The 15,799-nt window shown below is 71.9% G+C and carries 9 protein-coding genes; 8 read left to right on the top strand and 1 reads right to left on the bottom strand.

What is annotated here, in order from left to right:
- Positions 1-498: 498 nt before the first annotated feature.
- Complete coding sequence (gene gabT / locus ACFV9W_RS16820) at positions 499-1,833, bottom strand: 4-aminobutyrate--2-oxoglutarate transaminase (protein WP_385761047.1); 1,335 nt, start codon at positions 1,831-1,833, stop codon at positions 499-501.
- 319 nt (positions 1,834-2,152) lie between these two features.
- On the opposite strand from gabT, the gene ACFV9W_RS16815 reads away from it, so the two are divergent.
- From ACFV9W_RS16815 to ACFV9W_RS16780, 8 genes are all read left to right on the top strand, one after another.
- On the top strand, positions 2,153-4,522 hold the full coding sequence (locus ACFV9W_RS16815; protein WP_385761044.1) for an ATP/GTP-binding protein: 2,370 nt from the start codon (positions 2,153-2,155) through the stop codon (positions 4,520-4,522).
- 441 nt (positions 4,523-4,963) lie between these two features.
- Positions 4,964-6,622 carry a PucR family transcriptional regulator gene (locus ACFV9W_RS16810; protein ID WP_385761041.1) on the top strand — a complete coding sequence of 553 codons (1,659 nt, stop codon included), beginning with the start codon at positions 4,964-4,966 and terminating at the stop codon, positions 6,620-6,622.
- 303 nt (positions 6,623-6,925) lie between these two features.
- Positions 6,926-8,368, top strand: coding sequence for an aldehyde dehydrogenase family protein (locus ACFV9W_RS16805; protein ID WP_385761038.1), 1,443 nt, complete (start codon positions 6,926-6,928; stop codon positions 8,366-8,368).
- 221 nt (positions 8,369-8,589) lie between these two features.
- On the top strand, positions 8,590-10,524 hold the full coding sequence (locus ACFV9W_RS16800) for an acyl-CoA dehydrogenase family protein (protein ID WP_385761036.1): 1,935 nt from the start codon (positions 8,590-8,592) through the stop codon (positions 10,522-10,524).
- A gap of 191 nt (positions 10,525-10,715) precedes the next feature.
- Entirely contained in the window at positions 10,716-11,984 is a 1,269-nt protein-coding gene (gene dxr, locus ACFV9W_RS16795; protein WP_385761033.1) for a 1-deoxy-D-xylulose-5-phosphate reductoisomerase, read from the top strand.
- The gene (locus ACFV9W_RS16790) at positions 11,981-13,282 is read left to right on the top strand and encodes a M50 family metallopeptidase (protein WP_385761030.1); all 1,302 of its coding nucleotides are present in this window, start codon (positions 11,981-11,983) and stop codon (positions 13,280-13,282) included. The genes dxr and ACFV9W_RS16790 overlap by 4 nt, the downstream gene beginning before the upstream one ends.
- 184 nt (positions 13,283-13,466) lie before the next feature.
- Positions 13,467-14,624 (top strand): flavodoxin-dependent (E)-4-hydroxy-3-methylbut-2-enyl-diphosphate synthase, encoded by a 1,158-nt coding sequence (ispG, locus tag ACFV9W_RS16785; protein ID WP_385761028.1) that lies wholly within the window; start codon positions 13,467-13,469, stop codon positions 14,622-14,624.
- 270 nt (positions 14,625-14,894) lie between these two features.
- The gene (locus ACFV9W_RS16780) at positions 14,895-15,743 is read left to right on the top strand and encodes a GNAT family N-acetyltransferase (RefSeq protein ID WP_385761026.1); all 849 of its coding nucleotides are present in this window, start codon (positions 14,895-14,897) and stop codon (positions 15,741-15,743) included.
- Positions 15,744-15,799 lie beyond the last annotated feature (56 nt).

Here is a 15,799-nt window from a genome sequence, read left to right as displayed (position 1 = left end):
TCGCCGAGGCGCTCGTCGTACGCGAGCAGGGGGCCGTCGGAGGCGACCTGCCAGGTGAGTGCGGCGAAGAGGAGCGCTGCGAAGAGGATGGATGAGATGGTCGGCCGGTTCGGAACAGGGGGGGTAGTTCCGAACCGGCCGAACTGGCCGGCGTGTCGCGCGCCCCGGGGGGTTTGGGGCGAGCGACCGTCCGACCGGTGAGGAGTTCCGGAGCCGGAAGCTCCGGGTGTGTGCGCGAGGGCACGACCAGGGCGAAGCTGGGGAGGCCTCGACCCGGTACCGTCCGCGGTCTCCCGCGGGCGGGGTGTTTCTCTCATCTGCAGAAACCGTACGGCAGGGGCTGAGGGTGCGACACCCGGTTGGGCAACATCCCATGGGCCTCGCACACCTTCTTCACACGGCCCGACCGTCGTCGCAGGTCACGGAAGCGTCGCGGTCCGCGTCGTCACGATCGAGCGGTGTGGCTCCTGTTGCCGGAGCGGCCTTTCGGGTGATGGCTCAGAGCGCCGCGAAGGCGTTCTCGATGATGTCGAGGCCCTCGTTGAGGAGGTCCTGGCCGATGACGAGCGGCGGCAGGAAACGCAGCACGTTGCCGTAGGTGCCACACGTGAGGACGAGCAGGCCCTCGGCGTGGCAGGCCTTGGCGAGGGCGGCGGTGGCCTCCGGGTGCGGCTCCTTGGTCGCGGGGTCCTTGACCAGCTCGACGGCGATCATGCCGCCGCGGCCGCGGATGTCGCCGATGACCGGGAACTTCTCCTGCATCGCCGACAGGCGCGACTTCATCGTCGCCTCGATCTCCTTCGCCTTGGCGTTGAGGTCGAGCTCCTTCATCGTCTCGATGGCGCCGAGCGCACCGGCGCAGGCCACCGGGTTGCCGCCGTAGGTGCCGCCGAGGCCGCCCGCGTGCGCGGCGTCCATGATCTCGGCCTTGCCGGTGACGGCGGCGAGCGGGAGGCCGCCCGCGATGCCCTTGGCGGTCGTGATCAGGTCCGGGACGATGCCCTCGTCCTCGCACGCGAACCACTGGCCTGTACGGCAGAAGCCGGACTGGATCTCGTCCGCGACGAAGACGATGCCGTTGTCGGCGGCGAACTGGCGGATCGCCGGGAGGAAGCCCTTGGCCGGCTCGATGAAGCCGCCCTCGCCGAGCACCGGCTCGATGATGATCGCGGCGACGTTGTCCGCGCCGACCTGCTTGGAGATCTGGTCGATGGCCTGCTTGGCGGCCTCCGGACCGGCGTTCTCCTCGCCGGTCGGCCAGCGGTAGCCGTACGCCAGCGGGGCGCGGTAGACCTCGGGGGCGAACGGGCCGAAGCCGTGCTTGTACGGCATGTTCTTCGCGGTCAGCGCCATCGTCAGGTTCGTACGGCCGTGGTAGCCGTGGTCGAAGACGACGACCGCCTGGCGCTTGGTGTAGGCGCGGGCGATCTTGACGGCGTTCTCGACGGCCTCGGCACCGGAGTTGAAGAGCGCGCTCTTCTTCTCGTGGTCGCCCGGCGTCAGCTCCGCGAGGGCCTCGGCGACCGCGACGTAGCTCTCGTACGGCGTGACCATGAAGCAGGTGTGCGTGAAGTCCTGCAGCTGGGCGGAGGCGCGGCGGACCACGGCCTCGGCGGAGGCGCCCACCGAGGTCACGGCGATGCCGGAACCGAAGTCGATGAGGCGGTTCCCGTCGACGTCCTCGATGATGCCGCGGTCGACCTTGGCGGTGAACACCGGCAGCGTCGAGCCCACGCCCGCGGCGACGACCGCGGTGCGCCGGGCCTGCAGCTCCTGCGACTTCGGGCCGGGGATGGCGGTGAGGACGCGGCGCTCCTGCGGGATGTCGCTCATGCGGGACTCCTGGTTCTTGATCCGGTCCCGGGCTCGGCTCGGTGTCGATGTCGCCGGGGCTGCTTTCGGGGGGTTTCTCGCAGGTTAGGGGCGGGGGAGCGGGGTGGTCATGCTCCATCCGGGCAGGGTCGGAGCGGCATGTTGTCCGTCTTGGACAGGTGTGGATCCGGTGCGGTCGCCGGTCCGGTCCGGTGCACGGGCCGCACCGGTCCCCGCCCATGGGGCGCGTATGCGGTGAACTCCCCTGGTACGGGCATTAGATTGAGGCGCGATCGACGCACACGGCACGGACGGACCGGGCAGCTCAGGGGGCTAGGCCATGGACAGCGAAAGCGGCACGCAGGGCACGCAGGACGCGGGTGGCGGTGAGCGGCAGGCGTCCGCGCCCGTGCCGCGCCCCGCGCGGCCGCCCCGCCCGGCCGTCCCGCCGATGCCCCGACAGGCGCCCCCGGCGGCCCGCGGCTCGGTGGCCGAGTGGCTCGCCGCGCGCCGCCCCAAGGCCCAGCCGGGCGTGTGGCGGTACGAGTACGAGCCCCGGCCGCCCCAGCAGGACACGGCCGCGGTCGGCCGCAAGCTGCTGCTGTGGATGGGCCTGTCGTTCCTGGTCGGTGTCCTGCTGTGGAGCCTGTGGCGGCGCGGCACGCTGCCCTACCAGTGGGCCCCGCTCAAGATCTTCACGCCGGACAGCTGGTGGTGGCCGGGCACGACGTCGGTCCGCGACCGCAAGGCGCAGGACGCACTCGTCGTCTACGAAGGCGTCGCCTTCGCCCTCATCGTCTACCTGGTGGGACGCTTCGGGGCCTGGGGCGAGGGCATCCGGCACTTCGTCGTCCGCAGGCCTCAGCCCGCCCGCGCCGTCGTGGCCTCGGTCGCCGCGGTGGGCGTGCTGGTGTTCGTCTGGCCGGACGCGCTGGGACTCGGCTGGCGGCCGCTGCCTATCGCCGACCCGGTCCTCTCCCTCGTCGTCCTCGTCACCGGCGGCTACGGCTTCTTCACGGTGCCGGTGCTCGCCTACCTTCTGTACGGCCTGATCACCGCGGCGGTCCTGTGGCCGTTCGCCCGGATCGGCGGCTGGCTGGAGGTCTGGTCCGCGCGCCGCAACAAGGAGACGCCGCCCGGGCCCACCGCACCCCCCGCACGCGCCGCCTGGGAACAGCTGCGCGAGGCGGGCCAGGACCAGGCCGCCGACGTGCTCACCGCCGAGGTCGCGGGCGGCCGCATGAACGACGTCGACTGCGCCCGCGTCACCCACGCCTGGCGGCGCACCACCGACCCGGCCACCTTCGCCAAGACCGTCCTCAAGCAGGGCGCCGGCGCCTGGGCGCACCCCTCGGGCCAGCGTGATCTGCCGGCCCGCGCGGCGGCCCACGACCTGCTCGTCGGCCAGGTGCGGATCGGCACCTACGCGAGCGACGAGCGCAACCCGTACGCGCTGCGCGGCGCGGGCGTCGCCCTCGACCCGAGCCTGCTCGGCACCTCGCTCCTCGCCGTCGGACCGCCCGGCGCCGGCAAGACGGCGGGCGTCGTGCGCCCCGTCGTCGAGTCCCTGGCGCTCCAGGCGCTCGCCGGGCAGTGTGCCGTGCTGGCGGTCTGCGCGAAGGGCACCCCGCTCGGCCCCGACGAGGCGTACGACGTGGTGGTCCGGCCGGGCGACCGGACATCGGTGCACGACCTCGACCTGTACGCGGACGCCGCCGACGCGGACGAGGCGGCGGCCTTCCTCGCCGAGGGCCTGATCGGCGACCTGTCCGCCGACGAACCAGGTGTCACCCGGCGCGCCGCCACCGCCCTCGCCCAGCTCCTCGGCCCCTACCGCGAGGCGCACGGCGCATTCCCCGCGGTGCCGGTGCTGCGCGAACTCCTGGAAGGCGACCCCGAGGCCCTCGCCGGCCTCAAGGGGCGGCTCATGGCGGACTCCGCGATGCGCCGCGAACTCGACGCCCGGCAGCGCCAGTTCGGCACGGCCGGCGACCCGGGCCCGCTGCTCGCCGACCGCCTCGCCCTCCTGGACCGCCCGGTCTTCTCCGGCTTCTTCGACCCGGCCGCCGCCCGCCCGTTCTCCGTACGGGCGCTCGCGCACCACCCGCTGCGGGTCCGCGTCGACCTGCCCGAGCGGGGCCACGAAGAGGCGTCCCGGCTGCTCGCCCGGCTGCTGCTCGCCCAGTTCACCTCCGTCGTACGGGACCGGGCGGCGCGCCCCCACTTCGCCTGTCTGGTCCTCGACGACGCGGCGCGCACCGTCACCGCCGAGACCGTCCGCGGCATCCAGCGGCTGCGCTCCACGCACGCCGGGGTGGTGCTCGGCCTGCGCACCATCGGCGAGGTCGCCGAGCCCCTGCAGGGCCCGCTGTACGCCGCCGTGGGCTGCCGCATGGCGTTCTCCGGGGTCACGACGTGGGACGGGCGGCGCTTCGCGGAGGCCTGGGGCACGGAGTGGGTGGAGACCGAGGAGGTCGCGCAGCACGCGGTGTTCGCGCAGCAGCCGCTGACCCGCGCCCTGCACAAGGCGCGCCAGATGGTGACCGGGAAGGCCGTCACCACGGACGCCGTCACCGTCCGCAAGGTGGAGCGCGAGCGCTGGTCGGCCTCCGACCTGGCGCACGCGGTGCCGCCGGGGCACGCGGTGCTCTCGGTCACCACCGTCCGGGGCGAGCACGCTCCGCCGCTGCTCGTGGACCTGCACGGCTGAGAGCCGCCTAGGGCCCTTCTGGCGGATCTTGCTGGAGTCGCGGGCCCTGGCACGCACATCTGCGGCGTTGTCGTCGGTTGCCAACGCTCCGCGTTGACGCCCTCCTCCGCCTTGCAGTTGCACGCTTCCCCCAGCTCTCGGCTCCGCTCGAGCAGGGGAGGCCCCATTACCCCGCTCGCGGAGCCGAACGGAGCGGCCTCCCGCATCCAGCCTGATCCGTCAGAAGGGCCCTAAGAGCGGCTGAAGGTTGACTGAGCTTTCAGGGGGCCAGGCCCCGCTGGTACGTACGGTGAGGCAGAATCGGCACTGGTCGTTCATACGGACCGGCCAAAAGCTTCACAGGATCCGCGAGAACCGGAACCCTGTGAGACCCAGCAGAGCCGATCTCCGCGTACGTCCAGCCGACCCCCTGTACACCCAGCTGACCCGAAGGCCTGGCCCATGCCGCCCACGCTCGCCTCGCTCGTCCACCACTCGGCGCTCAAGCTCGGCGTGCGCGCGGGCGAGCAGCACCTGGACACGCCGGTCCGCTGGGCGCACGTGAGCGAGCTCGCCGACCCGGTCCCGTACATGGAGGGCGGCGAGCTCCTCCTGATCACCGCGCTCAAGCTGGACGCCGAGGACCCCGACGCCATGCGCCGCTACGTGAAGCGGCTCGCCGAGGCGGGCGTCGTCGGCCTGGGCTTCGCCGTCGGCGTCAACTACGACGACGTCCCCGAGGCACTCGTGAAGGCGGCGCAGAGCGAGGGGCTGCCGCTGCTTTCGGTGCCGCCGCGGACGCCCTTCATCGCCATCAGCAAGGCGGTGTCCGCCGCGATCGCCGCCGAGCAGTACAAGGCCGTCACCTCCGGGTTCGCCGCGCAGCGCGAACTCACCAAGCAGGCACTCGGCAGCGGGCCCGAAGGGGTGCTCGCCGTGCTCGCCGCCCAGGTCGACGGATGGGCCGCGCTGTACGACGCGTCCGGCGCCGTCGTCGCCACCGCTCCGGACTGGGCGGGCCGCCGCGCCGCCCGCCTGACCGGCGACGTGGAGCGGCTGCGGGACCGGCCCGCCCCCGCCAGCGCGGTGGTGGAGAGCGGCTCCGACGACCGGGTCGAACTGCACTCCATCGGCACGGGCCGGCGGCCCCGCGCGGCGCTCGCGGTGGGCACGGCCGCGACCCTCGGCACCGCCGAGCGCTACGCCCTGCACTCCGCGATCGCCCTGCTGACCCTCACCACCGAACGTTCCAGGGCGCTGTACGCGGCGGAGCAGCGGATCGGCGCGGCCGTCCTGCGGATGCTGCTCGCGGGGGAGCCCGACCACGCGCGGGCCGTCGCGGGCGACCTGTACGGGGCGCTGCTCGACGCCCCGTTCCGGATGGTGATCGCGGACGCCGTCGCGCCGCCGCCGAGCGGGGTGGCACCGGCGGGCGGGGACCGGTCGACCGGGACGGCGGCGCTGCTCGCGGAGGCGGTGACCGGGGCCGGTGGGCCGGGGGTGGGGCCCCTGGCCGTCCTCGCCGACGTCGTGGAGTCGGCGGCGGCGCGCTCCGGCGAGGCGCTGCTCGTCGTCCCCGACGGCCAGCGCCTCGTGCTGCTCGCCGTCGACGGCGGGGCGGCGGCCGAGGCCTGCCTCCAGTACGCGGAGGCGCTGGAGTCGACGCGCGGGGAGGGCGCGGCCACATCCTCGTCCGAGGACGAACTGGTCATCGGCTTCTCGGCGCCCGCCGGGCCGATCGCGGCGGTGTCCGCGTACAAGCAGGCCGAACAGGCGCTCTCCGTCGCCCGCAGGCGCGGCCGGATCCTCGTGGAGCACGAGGACGTGGCGGCGGGCTCGGTGCTGCCGTTGCTGGGTGACGACGCGGTCCGGGCGTTCGCGGACGGCCTCCTGCGGGCGCTCCGCGATCATGACGCGACGGGCCGGGGCGACCTCGTGGCCTCGCTGCGGGCGTGGCTCTCCCGGCACGGCCAGTGGGACGCGGCGGCGGCGGACCTGGGCGTCCACCGCCACACCCTCCGCTACCGGATGCGCCGCGTCGAGGAGATCCTCGGCCGCTCCCTCGACGACCCGGACGTCCGCATGGAGCTGTGGCTGGCGCTGAAGGCGACGGGGGCGTAGGAGCCGTTTCGGCCGCGGGGCTCCGCCCCGGACCCCGCTGCTCAATCGCCGCAGGGGCTTGATTTGCCCGCCTCGCGCTTGATCTTTCAAGGCTCGCCGCCGATCGACCTTTCAAGCCCCGCTCTTGGACGAGAGCCCGCGGGGTCCGGGGTGGAGCCCCGAGGCCGTAACGCCGTCGCAGCGCTCCAAATAGTCGAACCGGCACCCACGACTACTCCAACCTGGCCAAACCGCAGGCACGCGGCACCGCCCTACCGTGGTCACACCCACCGCAACATCCACGGAGAGGCCGGTACACGCCCCATGACCACCCACGCCTTCTGGCTCGCCGGCCGCCAGGCCACCGGTGACACGACGTTCGACGTCCACAACTCCTACGACGGCCGCCTCGTCGGCACCGTCTCCGAGCCGACCGAGGCCCAGGTGGAGGAGGCCGTCGCCGCCGCCCACGCTGTGGTCGACGAGTTCGCCGCGACCCCCGCCCACGTACGGGCCAAGGCCCTGAACCACGTCGCCGACCGCCTGATCGAGCGCACCGAGGAGATCGCCCAGCTGATCTCCGCGGAGAACGGCAAACCGATCAAGTGGGCCCGCGGCGAGGTCGGCCGCGCCGTCTCCGTGTTCCGCTTCTCCGCGGAGGAGGCCCGCCGCTGGAACAGCGGTGAGGCCCAGCGCCTCGACACCGACGCGGGCGGCACGGGCCGCATGGCGATCACCCGCCGCGTCCCGAAGGGCGTCGTCCTCGGCATCGCCCCGTTCAACTTCCCGCTGAACCTGAGCGCCCACAAGGTCGCCCCGGCCATCGCGGTGGGCGCGCCCATCATCCTCAAGCCGGCCCCGGCCACCCCGATCTCGTCGCTCATCCTCGGCGAGCTGCTCGCGGAGACGGACCTCCCGGCCGGTTCCTGGTCGGTCCTCACGGTCCCGAACGACCGCATGCCCGCCCTGGTCCAGGACGAGCGCCTCCCGGTCATCTCCTTCACCGGTTCGGGCCCGGTCGGCTACGCGATCATGGACAGCGTGCCGCGCAAGCACTGCACCCTGGAGCTCGGCGGCAACGGCGCGGCCGTCGTCCTCGCCGACTGGGCCTCCGAGGCGGACCTGGACTGGGCGGCGCAGCGGATCGCGACCTTCTCCAACTACCAGGGCGGCCAGTCCTGCATCTCGGTGCAGCGCGTCATCGCCGACTCCACCGTCTACGACCGGCTGCTGCCGAAGATCGTCGCGGCCGTCGAGGCGCAGGTCACCGGCGACCCGGCGGACGACGCCACCGACGTGGGCCCGCTGGTCAGCGAGGACGCGGCCAAGCGCGTCGAGTCCTGGGTGACCGAGGCGGTCGACGCGGGCGCGAAGCTCCTCGCGGGCGGCAAGCGCGACGGCGCCACCTACGCGCCGACCGTCCTCGCCGACGTCCCCGCCGACGTCACGATCGCCTGCGAAGAGGTCTTCGGCCCGGTCCTCACGGTCAAGAAGGTGGACGGCGAGGCCGAGGCCTTCGCCGCCGTCAACGACTCCAAGTACGGCCTCCAGGCGGGCGTGTTCACGCACGACCTCCAGACCGCGTTCCGCGCCCACCGCGCGTTCGAGGTCGGCGGCGTCGTCATCGGCGACGCCCCGTCCTACCGCGCCGACCAGATGCCGTACGGCGGCGCCAAGCAGTCCGGCGTCGGCCGCGAGGGCGTCAAGTTCGCCATGGACGACTACTCGTACGAGCGTGTCCTCGTCCTGACGGGCCTCGCCCTCTAGAACCCGCGGGAGAACCCGCGGGAGAACCCGCGAAGACCCCGGCGCGCGCCTGATCCGCGCGCCGGTCACGACGGCCGGAGCCCACTGTGCGGGGGCTCCGGCCGTCGGCGTTCGGGTGCGCGGGGACTGGTCGACATGCCCGTTATCGGGTACATACGATCCAGTAGCACCGGTCGGTAACGAGCCGGGCGGTGGACCCGACGCGCGGCGAGGTGAACCTCATGTCCGCAACATCCCAGCCCAAGGTTTCGGAGCGGGAAGCCAGGCAGGTCGCCGAGGCCGCCCGCGAACAGGACTGGCGCAAGCCCAGCTTCGCCAAGGAACTGTTCCTCGGCCGGTTCCGGCTCGACCTCATCCACCCGCACCCGATGCCCGCCGACGAGGACGCGCAGCGCGGCGAGGAATTCCTCGCCAAATTGCGCGACTTCTGCGAGACGAAGATCGACTCGGCCCGCATCGAGCGCGAGTCGCGGATCCCCGACGAGACGATCAACGGGCTCAAGGAGCTCGGCGCACTCGGCATGAAGATCGACACGAAGTACGGCGGCCTCGGCCTCACGCAGGTCTACTACAACAAGTCGCTCGCGCTCGTCGGTTCGGCCTCGCCCGCCATCGGCGCGCTGCTCTCCGCGCACCAGTCCATCGGCGTACCGCAGCCGCTCAAGCAGTTCGGCACGCAGGAGCAGAAGGACACGTTCCTGCCGCGCTGCGCCCGCACCGACATCTCGGCGTTCCTGCTCACCGAGCCCGACGTCGGCTCGGACCCGGCCCGTCTCGCCACCACGGCCGTCCCCGAGGGCGACGAGTACGTCCTCGACGGCGTGAAGCTGTGGACGACGAACGGCGTCGTGGCGGACCTCCTCGTCGTCATGGCCCGCGTACCGAAGTCCGAGGGGCACAAGGGCGGCATCACGGCGTTCGTCGTCGAGGCGGGCTCCGAGGGCGTCACCGTCGAGAACCGCAACGCCTTCATGGGCCTGCGCGGCATCGAGAACGGCGTCACCCGCTTCCACCGCGTCCGGGTCCCCGCGGCGAACCGCATCGGCCCCGAGGGCGCGGGCCTGAAGATCGCCCTCACCACCCTCAACACCGGCCGGCTCTCGCTGCCCGCCATGTGCGTCGGCGCCGGCAAATGGTGTCTGAAGATCGCCCGCGAATGGTCGGCGGAGCGCGAGCAGTGGGGCAAGCCGGTCGCGTTCCACGAGGCCGTCGGCTCGAAGATCTCCTTCATCGCGGCGACCTCCTTCGCGCTCGAAGCCGTCCTCGACCTCTCGTCGCAGATGGCGGACGAGGACCGCAACGACATCCGCATCGAGGCCGCCCTCGCCAAGCTCTACGGCTCCGAGATGGCCTGCCTGATCGCCGACGAACTCGTCCAGATCCGCGGCGGCCGCGGCTTCGAGACGGCCGAGTCCCTCGCCGCGCGCGGCGAACGCGCCGTCCCCGCCGAACAGGTCCTGCGCGATCTGCGCATCAACCGCATCTTCGAGGGCTCGACCGAGATCATGCACCTGCTGATCGCGCGCGAGGCCGTGGACGCCCACCTGTCGGTCGCGGGCGACCTGATCGACCCCGACAAGTCCCTTTCGGACAAGGCGAGGGCGGGCGCGAAGGCAGGCGGCTTCTACGCGAAGTGGCTCCCGAAGCTCGTGGCAGGGCCCGGCCAACTCCCGCGTACCTACGCCGAGTTCAACCCCGCCGGTCACCCGGACCTCGCCACTCACCTGCGCTTCGTCGAACGCTCCGCCCGCAAGCTCGCCCGCTCCACCTTCTACGCCATGTCCCGCTGGCAGGGCCGCATGGAGACGAAGCAGGGCTTCCTCGGCCGCATCGTCGACATCGGCGCCGAACTCTTCGCCATGAGCGCCACCTGCGTACGCGCGGAACTCCTGCGCACCACGGAGCCGTACGGCCGCGAGGCGTACCAGCTCGCCGACGCCTTCTGCCGCCAGTCCCGCATCCGCGTCGACGAACTCTTCGACCGGCTGTGGACCAACACCGACGAGCTCGACCGCAAGGTCGTCAAGGGCGTCATCGGCGGCACGTACACCTGGCTGGAACAGGGCGTCGTCGACCCCAGCGGCGACGGCCCGTGGATCGCGGAGGCCACCCCCGGACCGAGCAAACGCGAGAACGTCCACCGCCCGATCCGCTGATCCCCGCCACCCAGGGCCTGTCGTTCGGATCAGGCCGGGCTCGCGGGGCCTGGCACGCACGCTCGCGGCGTTGTCGTCGCTCGAGCAGGGGAGGCCCCATTACCCCGCTCCCTGATCCGGCCTGATCCAAACGACAGGCCCTTGTGCCATCCCGTGTCGGACGCACAGGGAGTTCACGCAAGAATGGGGGGATGAGCGACAGCCCATCCCCCCTCGCGGACCCGCACCTCGTCTTCGACCCGGCCCCGGCCGACGCCCCTCGTGACGTCGCCGTCCTGGGCTCCACGGGCTCCATCGGCACGCAGGCCGTCGACCTCGTCCTGCGCAATCCCGACCGGTTCCGCGTCACCGCGCTGAGCGCCGCGGGCGGCCGCGTCGAGCTGCTCGCCGAGCAGGCGCACCGGCTGCGCGTACGCACCGTCGCCGTGGCCCGCGAGGACACCGTGCCCGCGCTGCGCGAGGCGCTGGCCGCGAAGTACGGGGCGGGGGAGAAGCTCCCCGAGATCCTGGCCGGGCCCGACGCCGCCACCGAGATCGCGGGCCGCGGCGACTGCCACACCGTGCTCAACGGCATCACCGGCTCCATCGGTCTGGCCCCGACGCTCGCCGCCCTCGAAGCGGGCCGCACCCTCGCGCTGGCCAACAAGGAGTCGCTGATCGTCGGCGGCCCGATCGTCAAGCGCATCGCGAAGCCCGGCCAGATCATCCCGGTCGACTCCGAGCACGCCGCGCTCTTCCAGGCCCTCGCCGGCGGCACCCGCGCCGACGTCCGCAAGCTCGTCGTCACCGCGTCCGGCGGCCCCTTCCGGGGACGTACGAAGGCGGACCTCGCGAACGTCACCGTCGACGACGCCCTCGCGCACCCGACCTGGGCGATGGGCCCGGTCATCACGATCAACTCCTCGACCCTGGTCAACAAGGGCCTGGAGGTCATCGAGGCGCACCTGCTGTACGACATCCCCTTCGACCGCATCGAGGTCGTCGTGCACCCGCAGTCCTACGTGCACTCCATGGTCGAGTTCACCGACGGCTCGACGCTCGCCCAGGCCACCCCGCCCGACATGCGCGGACCGATCGGCATCGGCATCGGCTGGCCCGAGCGAATCCCCGACGCCGCCCCCGCGTTCGACTGGACGAAGGCCTCCACCTGGGAGTTCTTCCCCCTCGACACCGAGGCCTTCCCCGCGGTCGGGCTCGCCCGGCATGTGGGGGAGCTCGCGGGCACGGCCCCGGCGGTGTTCAATGCCGCCAACGAGGAGTGCGTGGACGCGTTCTTGAAGGGCGCCCTGCCGTACAACGGGATCATGGAAACCGTGACGAAGGTCGTGAACGAACACGGCACACCCGGAACGGGAACTTCGCTCACCGTCGCGGACGTCCTCGAAGCGGAGACCTGGGCGCGCGCCCGGGCCCGTGAACTGACCGCAACGGACAAGGCAGCCGCGGAGGCCCGTGCATGACGACCTTGATGATGATCCTCGGCGTAGTCATCTTCGCGGTGGGCCTGCTCTTCTCCATCGCCTGGCACGAACTGGGCCACCTGTCGACGGCGAAGCTCTTCGGCATCCGCGTGCCCCAGTACATGGTCGGCTTCGGCCCGACCGTCTTCTCGCGGAAGAAGGGCGAGACCGAGTACGGCGTCAAGGCGATCCCGCTCGGCGGTTACATCCGCATGATCGGCATGTTCCCGCCCGGCGCCGACGGCAGGATCGAGTCCCGCTCGACCTCTCCGTTCCGCTCCATGGTGGAGGACGCGCGCGCCGCCGCCTTCGAGGAACTGCGGCCCGGCGACGAGACCCGGCTCTTCTACACGCGCAAGCCGTGGAAGCGCGTCATCGTCATGTTCGCCGGCCCCTTCATGAACCTGATCCTCGCGATCGGCCTGTTCCTGACGGTCCTGATGGGCTTCGGCGTCACCCAGCAGACGAACGTCGTCTCGTCCGTCTCCTCCTGCGTCATCCAGGCCAGCGCCAACCGCGACAGCTGCAAGGCCTCCGACCCCGAGTCCCCGGCGAAGGCCGCGGGCCTCCAGCCGAAGGACAAGATCGTGTCCTTCAACGGAGTCGCGACGGACGAGTGGAACGCGCTGTCCGACGAGATCCGCAAGAGCGCCGGTGACACGGTGCCGATCGTCGTCGAGCGCGGCGGACAGCAGCAGACGCTGACCGCGAAGATCGCCACCAACCAGGTGCCGAAGAAGGACGCCAGCGGCCAGATCACCGAGGGCTATGTCAACGCCGGGTTCCTCGGCTTCACCGCCGCCACCGGCGTCGTCCGGCAGGACTTCGGCGACTCCGTCACCTGGATGTCCGACCGGGTCGGCGACGCGGTGGACTCCATCATCGCGCTGCCCGCGAAGATCCCCGCCCTGTGGGACGCGGCGTTCGGCGACGGCCCGCGCGAGCAGGACTCGCCGATGGGCGTGGTCGGCGCGGCCCGGGTCGGCGGCGAGATCTTCACCCTGGACATTCCGCCGACGCAGCAGCTGGCGATGTCCCTGATGCTGGTCGCGGGCTTCAACCTGTCGCTCTTCCTGTTCAACATGCTGCCGCTGCTGCCGCTCGACGGCGGGCACATCGCGGGCGCCCTGTGGGAATCGCTGCGCAGGAACCTGGCGAAGGTGTTCCGCCGCCCGGACCCGGGCCCGTTCGACGTGGCGAAGCTCATGCCGGTGGCGTACGTGGTGGCCGGTGTCTTCGTCTGTTTCACGATCCTCGTCCTGATCGCAGACGTGGTGAACCCGGTGAAAATCTCCTGATCAGACACCGGACGGGTGCCGGACACGCACCGTTCGGACGCTGTTCGGGACTGCCCGGCACCCTGAGTGCCGGGCAGTCCCTCTTTATGAGGGTTTGCGGGGGCGCGATGTGCTCGTGCACGCGCCGGTGACGTAATCTCGGAAGCCTCTGGACTCGATCCACATCCTTGGGGTTGCACAGCAGATGACTGCGATTTCTCTCGGCATTCCGTCGGTACCGACCAAGCTCGCCGAGCGGCGCAAGAGCCGCCAGATCCAGGTCGGCACCGTGGCGGTCGGCGGAGACGCGCCCGTTTCGGTGCAGTCCATGACCACGACGCGCACCTCCGACATCGGCGCGACGCTTCAGCAGATCGCCGAGCTGACGGCGTCCGGCTGCCAGATCGTCCGGGTCGCCTGCCCCACGCAGGACGACGCCGACGCGCTGCCCGTCATCGCCCGGAAGTCGCAGATCCCCGTGATCGCGGACATCCACTTCCAGCCGAAGTACGTCTTCGCGGCCATTGAGGCCGGCTGCGCGGCGGTCCGCGTGAACCCGGGCAACATCAAGCAGTTCGACGACAAGGTCAAGGAGATCGCCCAGGCGGCGAAGGACCACGGCACGCCGATCCGCATCGGTGTGAACGCGGGCTCCCTCGACAAGCGACTGCTGCAGAAGTACGGCAAGGCGACCCCCGAGGCGCTCGCCGAGTCGGCGCTGTGGGAGGCGGGCCTCTTCGAGGAGCACGGCTTCCGCGACATCAAGATCTCCGTGAAGCACAACGACCCGGTGGTCATGGTCAACGCGTACCGGCAGCTCGCCGCGCAGTGCGACTACCCGCTGCACCTCGGTGTGACCGAGGCGGGCCCGGCGTTCCAGGGCACCATCAAGTCGTCCGTCGCCTTCGGCGCGCTGCTCGCCGAGGGCATCGGCGACACGATCCGCGTCTCCCTCTCGGCCCCGCCGGTCGAGGAGATCAAGGTCGGTAACGCGATCCTGGAGTCCCTCAACCTCAAGCCCCGCCGTCTGGAGATCGTCTCCTGCCCGTCCTGCGGCCGCGCCCAGGTCGACGTCTACAAGCTCGCCGAGGAGGTCACCGCCGGCCTCGAAGGCATGGAGGTCCCGCTGCGCGTGGCCGTCATGGGCTGCGTCGTGAACGGGCCGGGCGAGGCCCGCGAGGCCGACCTCGGCGTCGCCTCCGGCAACGGCAAGGGCCAGATCTTCGTCAAGGGCGAGGTCATCAAGACGGTGCCCGAGTCGAAGATCGTCGAGACGCTGATCGACGAGGCGATGAAGATCGCCGAGCAGATGGAGAAGGACGGCATCGCCTCCGGCGAACCGTCGGTGTCCATCGCGGGCTGACCCCGCCCCCGCCAGGCCCGCGCACCCTCCGGGTGGGCGGGCCTTTCGCGTTCGGCGTCCTGCGGCCCAGCGGCGAAGCCGCTGCATTCAGGGGCGCGGGGAACTGCGCAAACCCACGACGCGACCGCCACCCGCCGACGCAATGGCACCAGGCACGGGTCCAAGGCGGGAGCGCCACCGAAAGGGGGCCGAAACGTCGACCCGCCACACCCGCGGAGCGACAGGTACAGTGCGGAGATCAGTAGCCCATCTGGTGAGGCCCCTCCGCACGTGTTGACTCAGACCACCACCCGGGTCCTCGAACCGAGCGACCTCGACGCCGCGCTCGCCGTCCTCGACCGCGAGCCCGTCGCGAACGCCTTCGTCACGGCCCGCGTCCGGGTCGCGGGCCTCGACCCGTGGCGGCTCGGCGGCGAAATGTGGGGCTGGTACGAGGACGGGATGCTGGAGTCACTGTGCTACGCGGGCGCCAACCTCGTCCCGATCTGCGCGACCGACCGCGCCGTCCGAGGCTTCGCCGACCGCGCCCGCAGGGCCGGCCGCCGCTGCTCCTCCATCGTCGGCCCGGCGGAGCCCACCGCCCGCCTCTGGCAGCTGCTCGAACCGGGCTGGGGCCCGGCCCGCGAGATCCGCTCCCAGCAGCCGCTCATGGTGACCGACCGGATGCCCACGGACATCACCCCCGACCCGTACGTCCGCCGCGTCCGCAAGGACGAAATGGACACGATCATGCCGGCGTGCGTGGCGATGTTCACCGAGGAGGTCGGCATCTCCCCGCTGGCCGGTGACGGCGGCCTGCTCTACCAGGCGCGGGTGGCCGAACTGGTCGGTTCCGGCCGCTCGTTCGCCCGCCTCGACGAGCACGGAAAGGTCGCCTTCAAGGCGGAGATCGGCGCCGCGACCGAGCAGGTCTGCCAGATCCAGGGCGTCTGGGTCGCCCCCGAGTACCGCGGCCTCGGCCTCGCCGCCCCCGGCATGGCGGCGGTCCTGCGCTACGCACTCGCCGACGTCGCCCCCGTGGTCAGCCTCTACGTCAACGACTTCAACACCCCGGCCAGGGCCGCGTACCGGCGCGTCGGATTCGAAGAGGTCGGGGCGTTCATGAGCGTGCTCTTCTGATGGCCCCCGACCCCGCCGACCCATACAACCGGCGGGCCGCCGCGGGGTACCCTCCC

Source organism: Streptomyces sp. NPDC059897, assembly GCF_042730865.1.
Taxonomy (GTDB): domain Bacteria; phylum Actinomycetota; class Actinomycetes; order Streptomycetales; family Streptomycetaceae; genus Streptomyces.
The sequence above is the reverse complement of the archived record's forward strand: the minus strand, read 5'-3'. Positions and strand labels throughout refer to the sequence as shown.

Excerpts from the sequence above, each read along its gene's own strand:
- ispG (WP_385761028.1), top strand. The coding sequence starts at position 13,467 with ATGACTGCGATTTCTCTCGGCATTCCGTCGGTACCGACCAAGCTCGCC.
- ACFV9W_RS16800 (WP_385761036.1), top strand. The coding sequence starts at position 8,590 with ATGTCCGCAACATCCCAGCCCAAGGTTTCGGAGCGGGAAGCCAGGCAG.
- ACFV9W_RS16805 (WP_385761038.1), top strand. The coding sequence starts at position 6,926 with ATGACCACCCACGCCTTCTGGCTCGCCGGCCGCCAGGCCACCGGTGAC.
- ACFV9W_RS16790 (WP_385761030.1), top strand. The coding sequence starts at position 11,981 with ATGACGACCTTGATGATGATCCTCGGCGTAGTCATCTTCGCGGTGGGC.
- ACFV9W_RS16810 (WP_385761041.1), top strand. The coding sequence starts at position 4,964 with ATGCCGCCCACGCTCGCCTCGCTCGTCCACCACTCGGCGCTCAAGCTC.
- dxr (WP_385761033.1), top strand. The coding sequence starts at position 10,716 with ATGAGCGACAGCCCATCCCCCCTCGCGGACCCGCACCTCGTCTTCGAC.
- gabT (WP_385761047.1), bottom strand. The coding sequence starts at position 1,833 with ATGAGCGACATCCCGCAGGAGCGCCGCGTCCTCACCGCCATCCCCGGC.
- ACFV9W_RS16815 (WP_385761044.1), top strand. The coding sequence starts at position 2,153 with ATGGACAGCGAAAGCGGCACGCAGGGCACGCAGGACGCGGGTGGCGGT.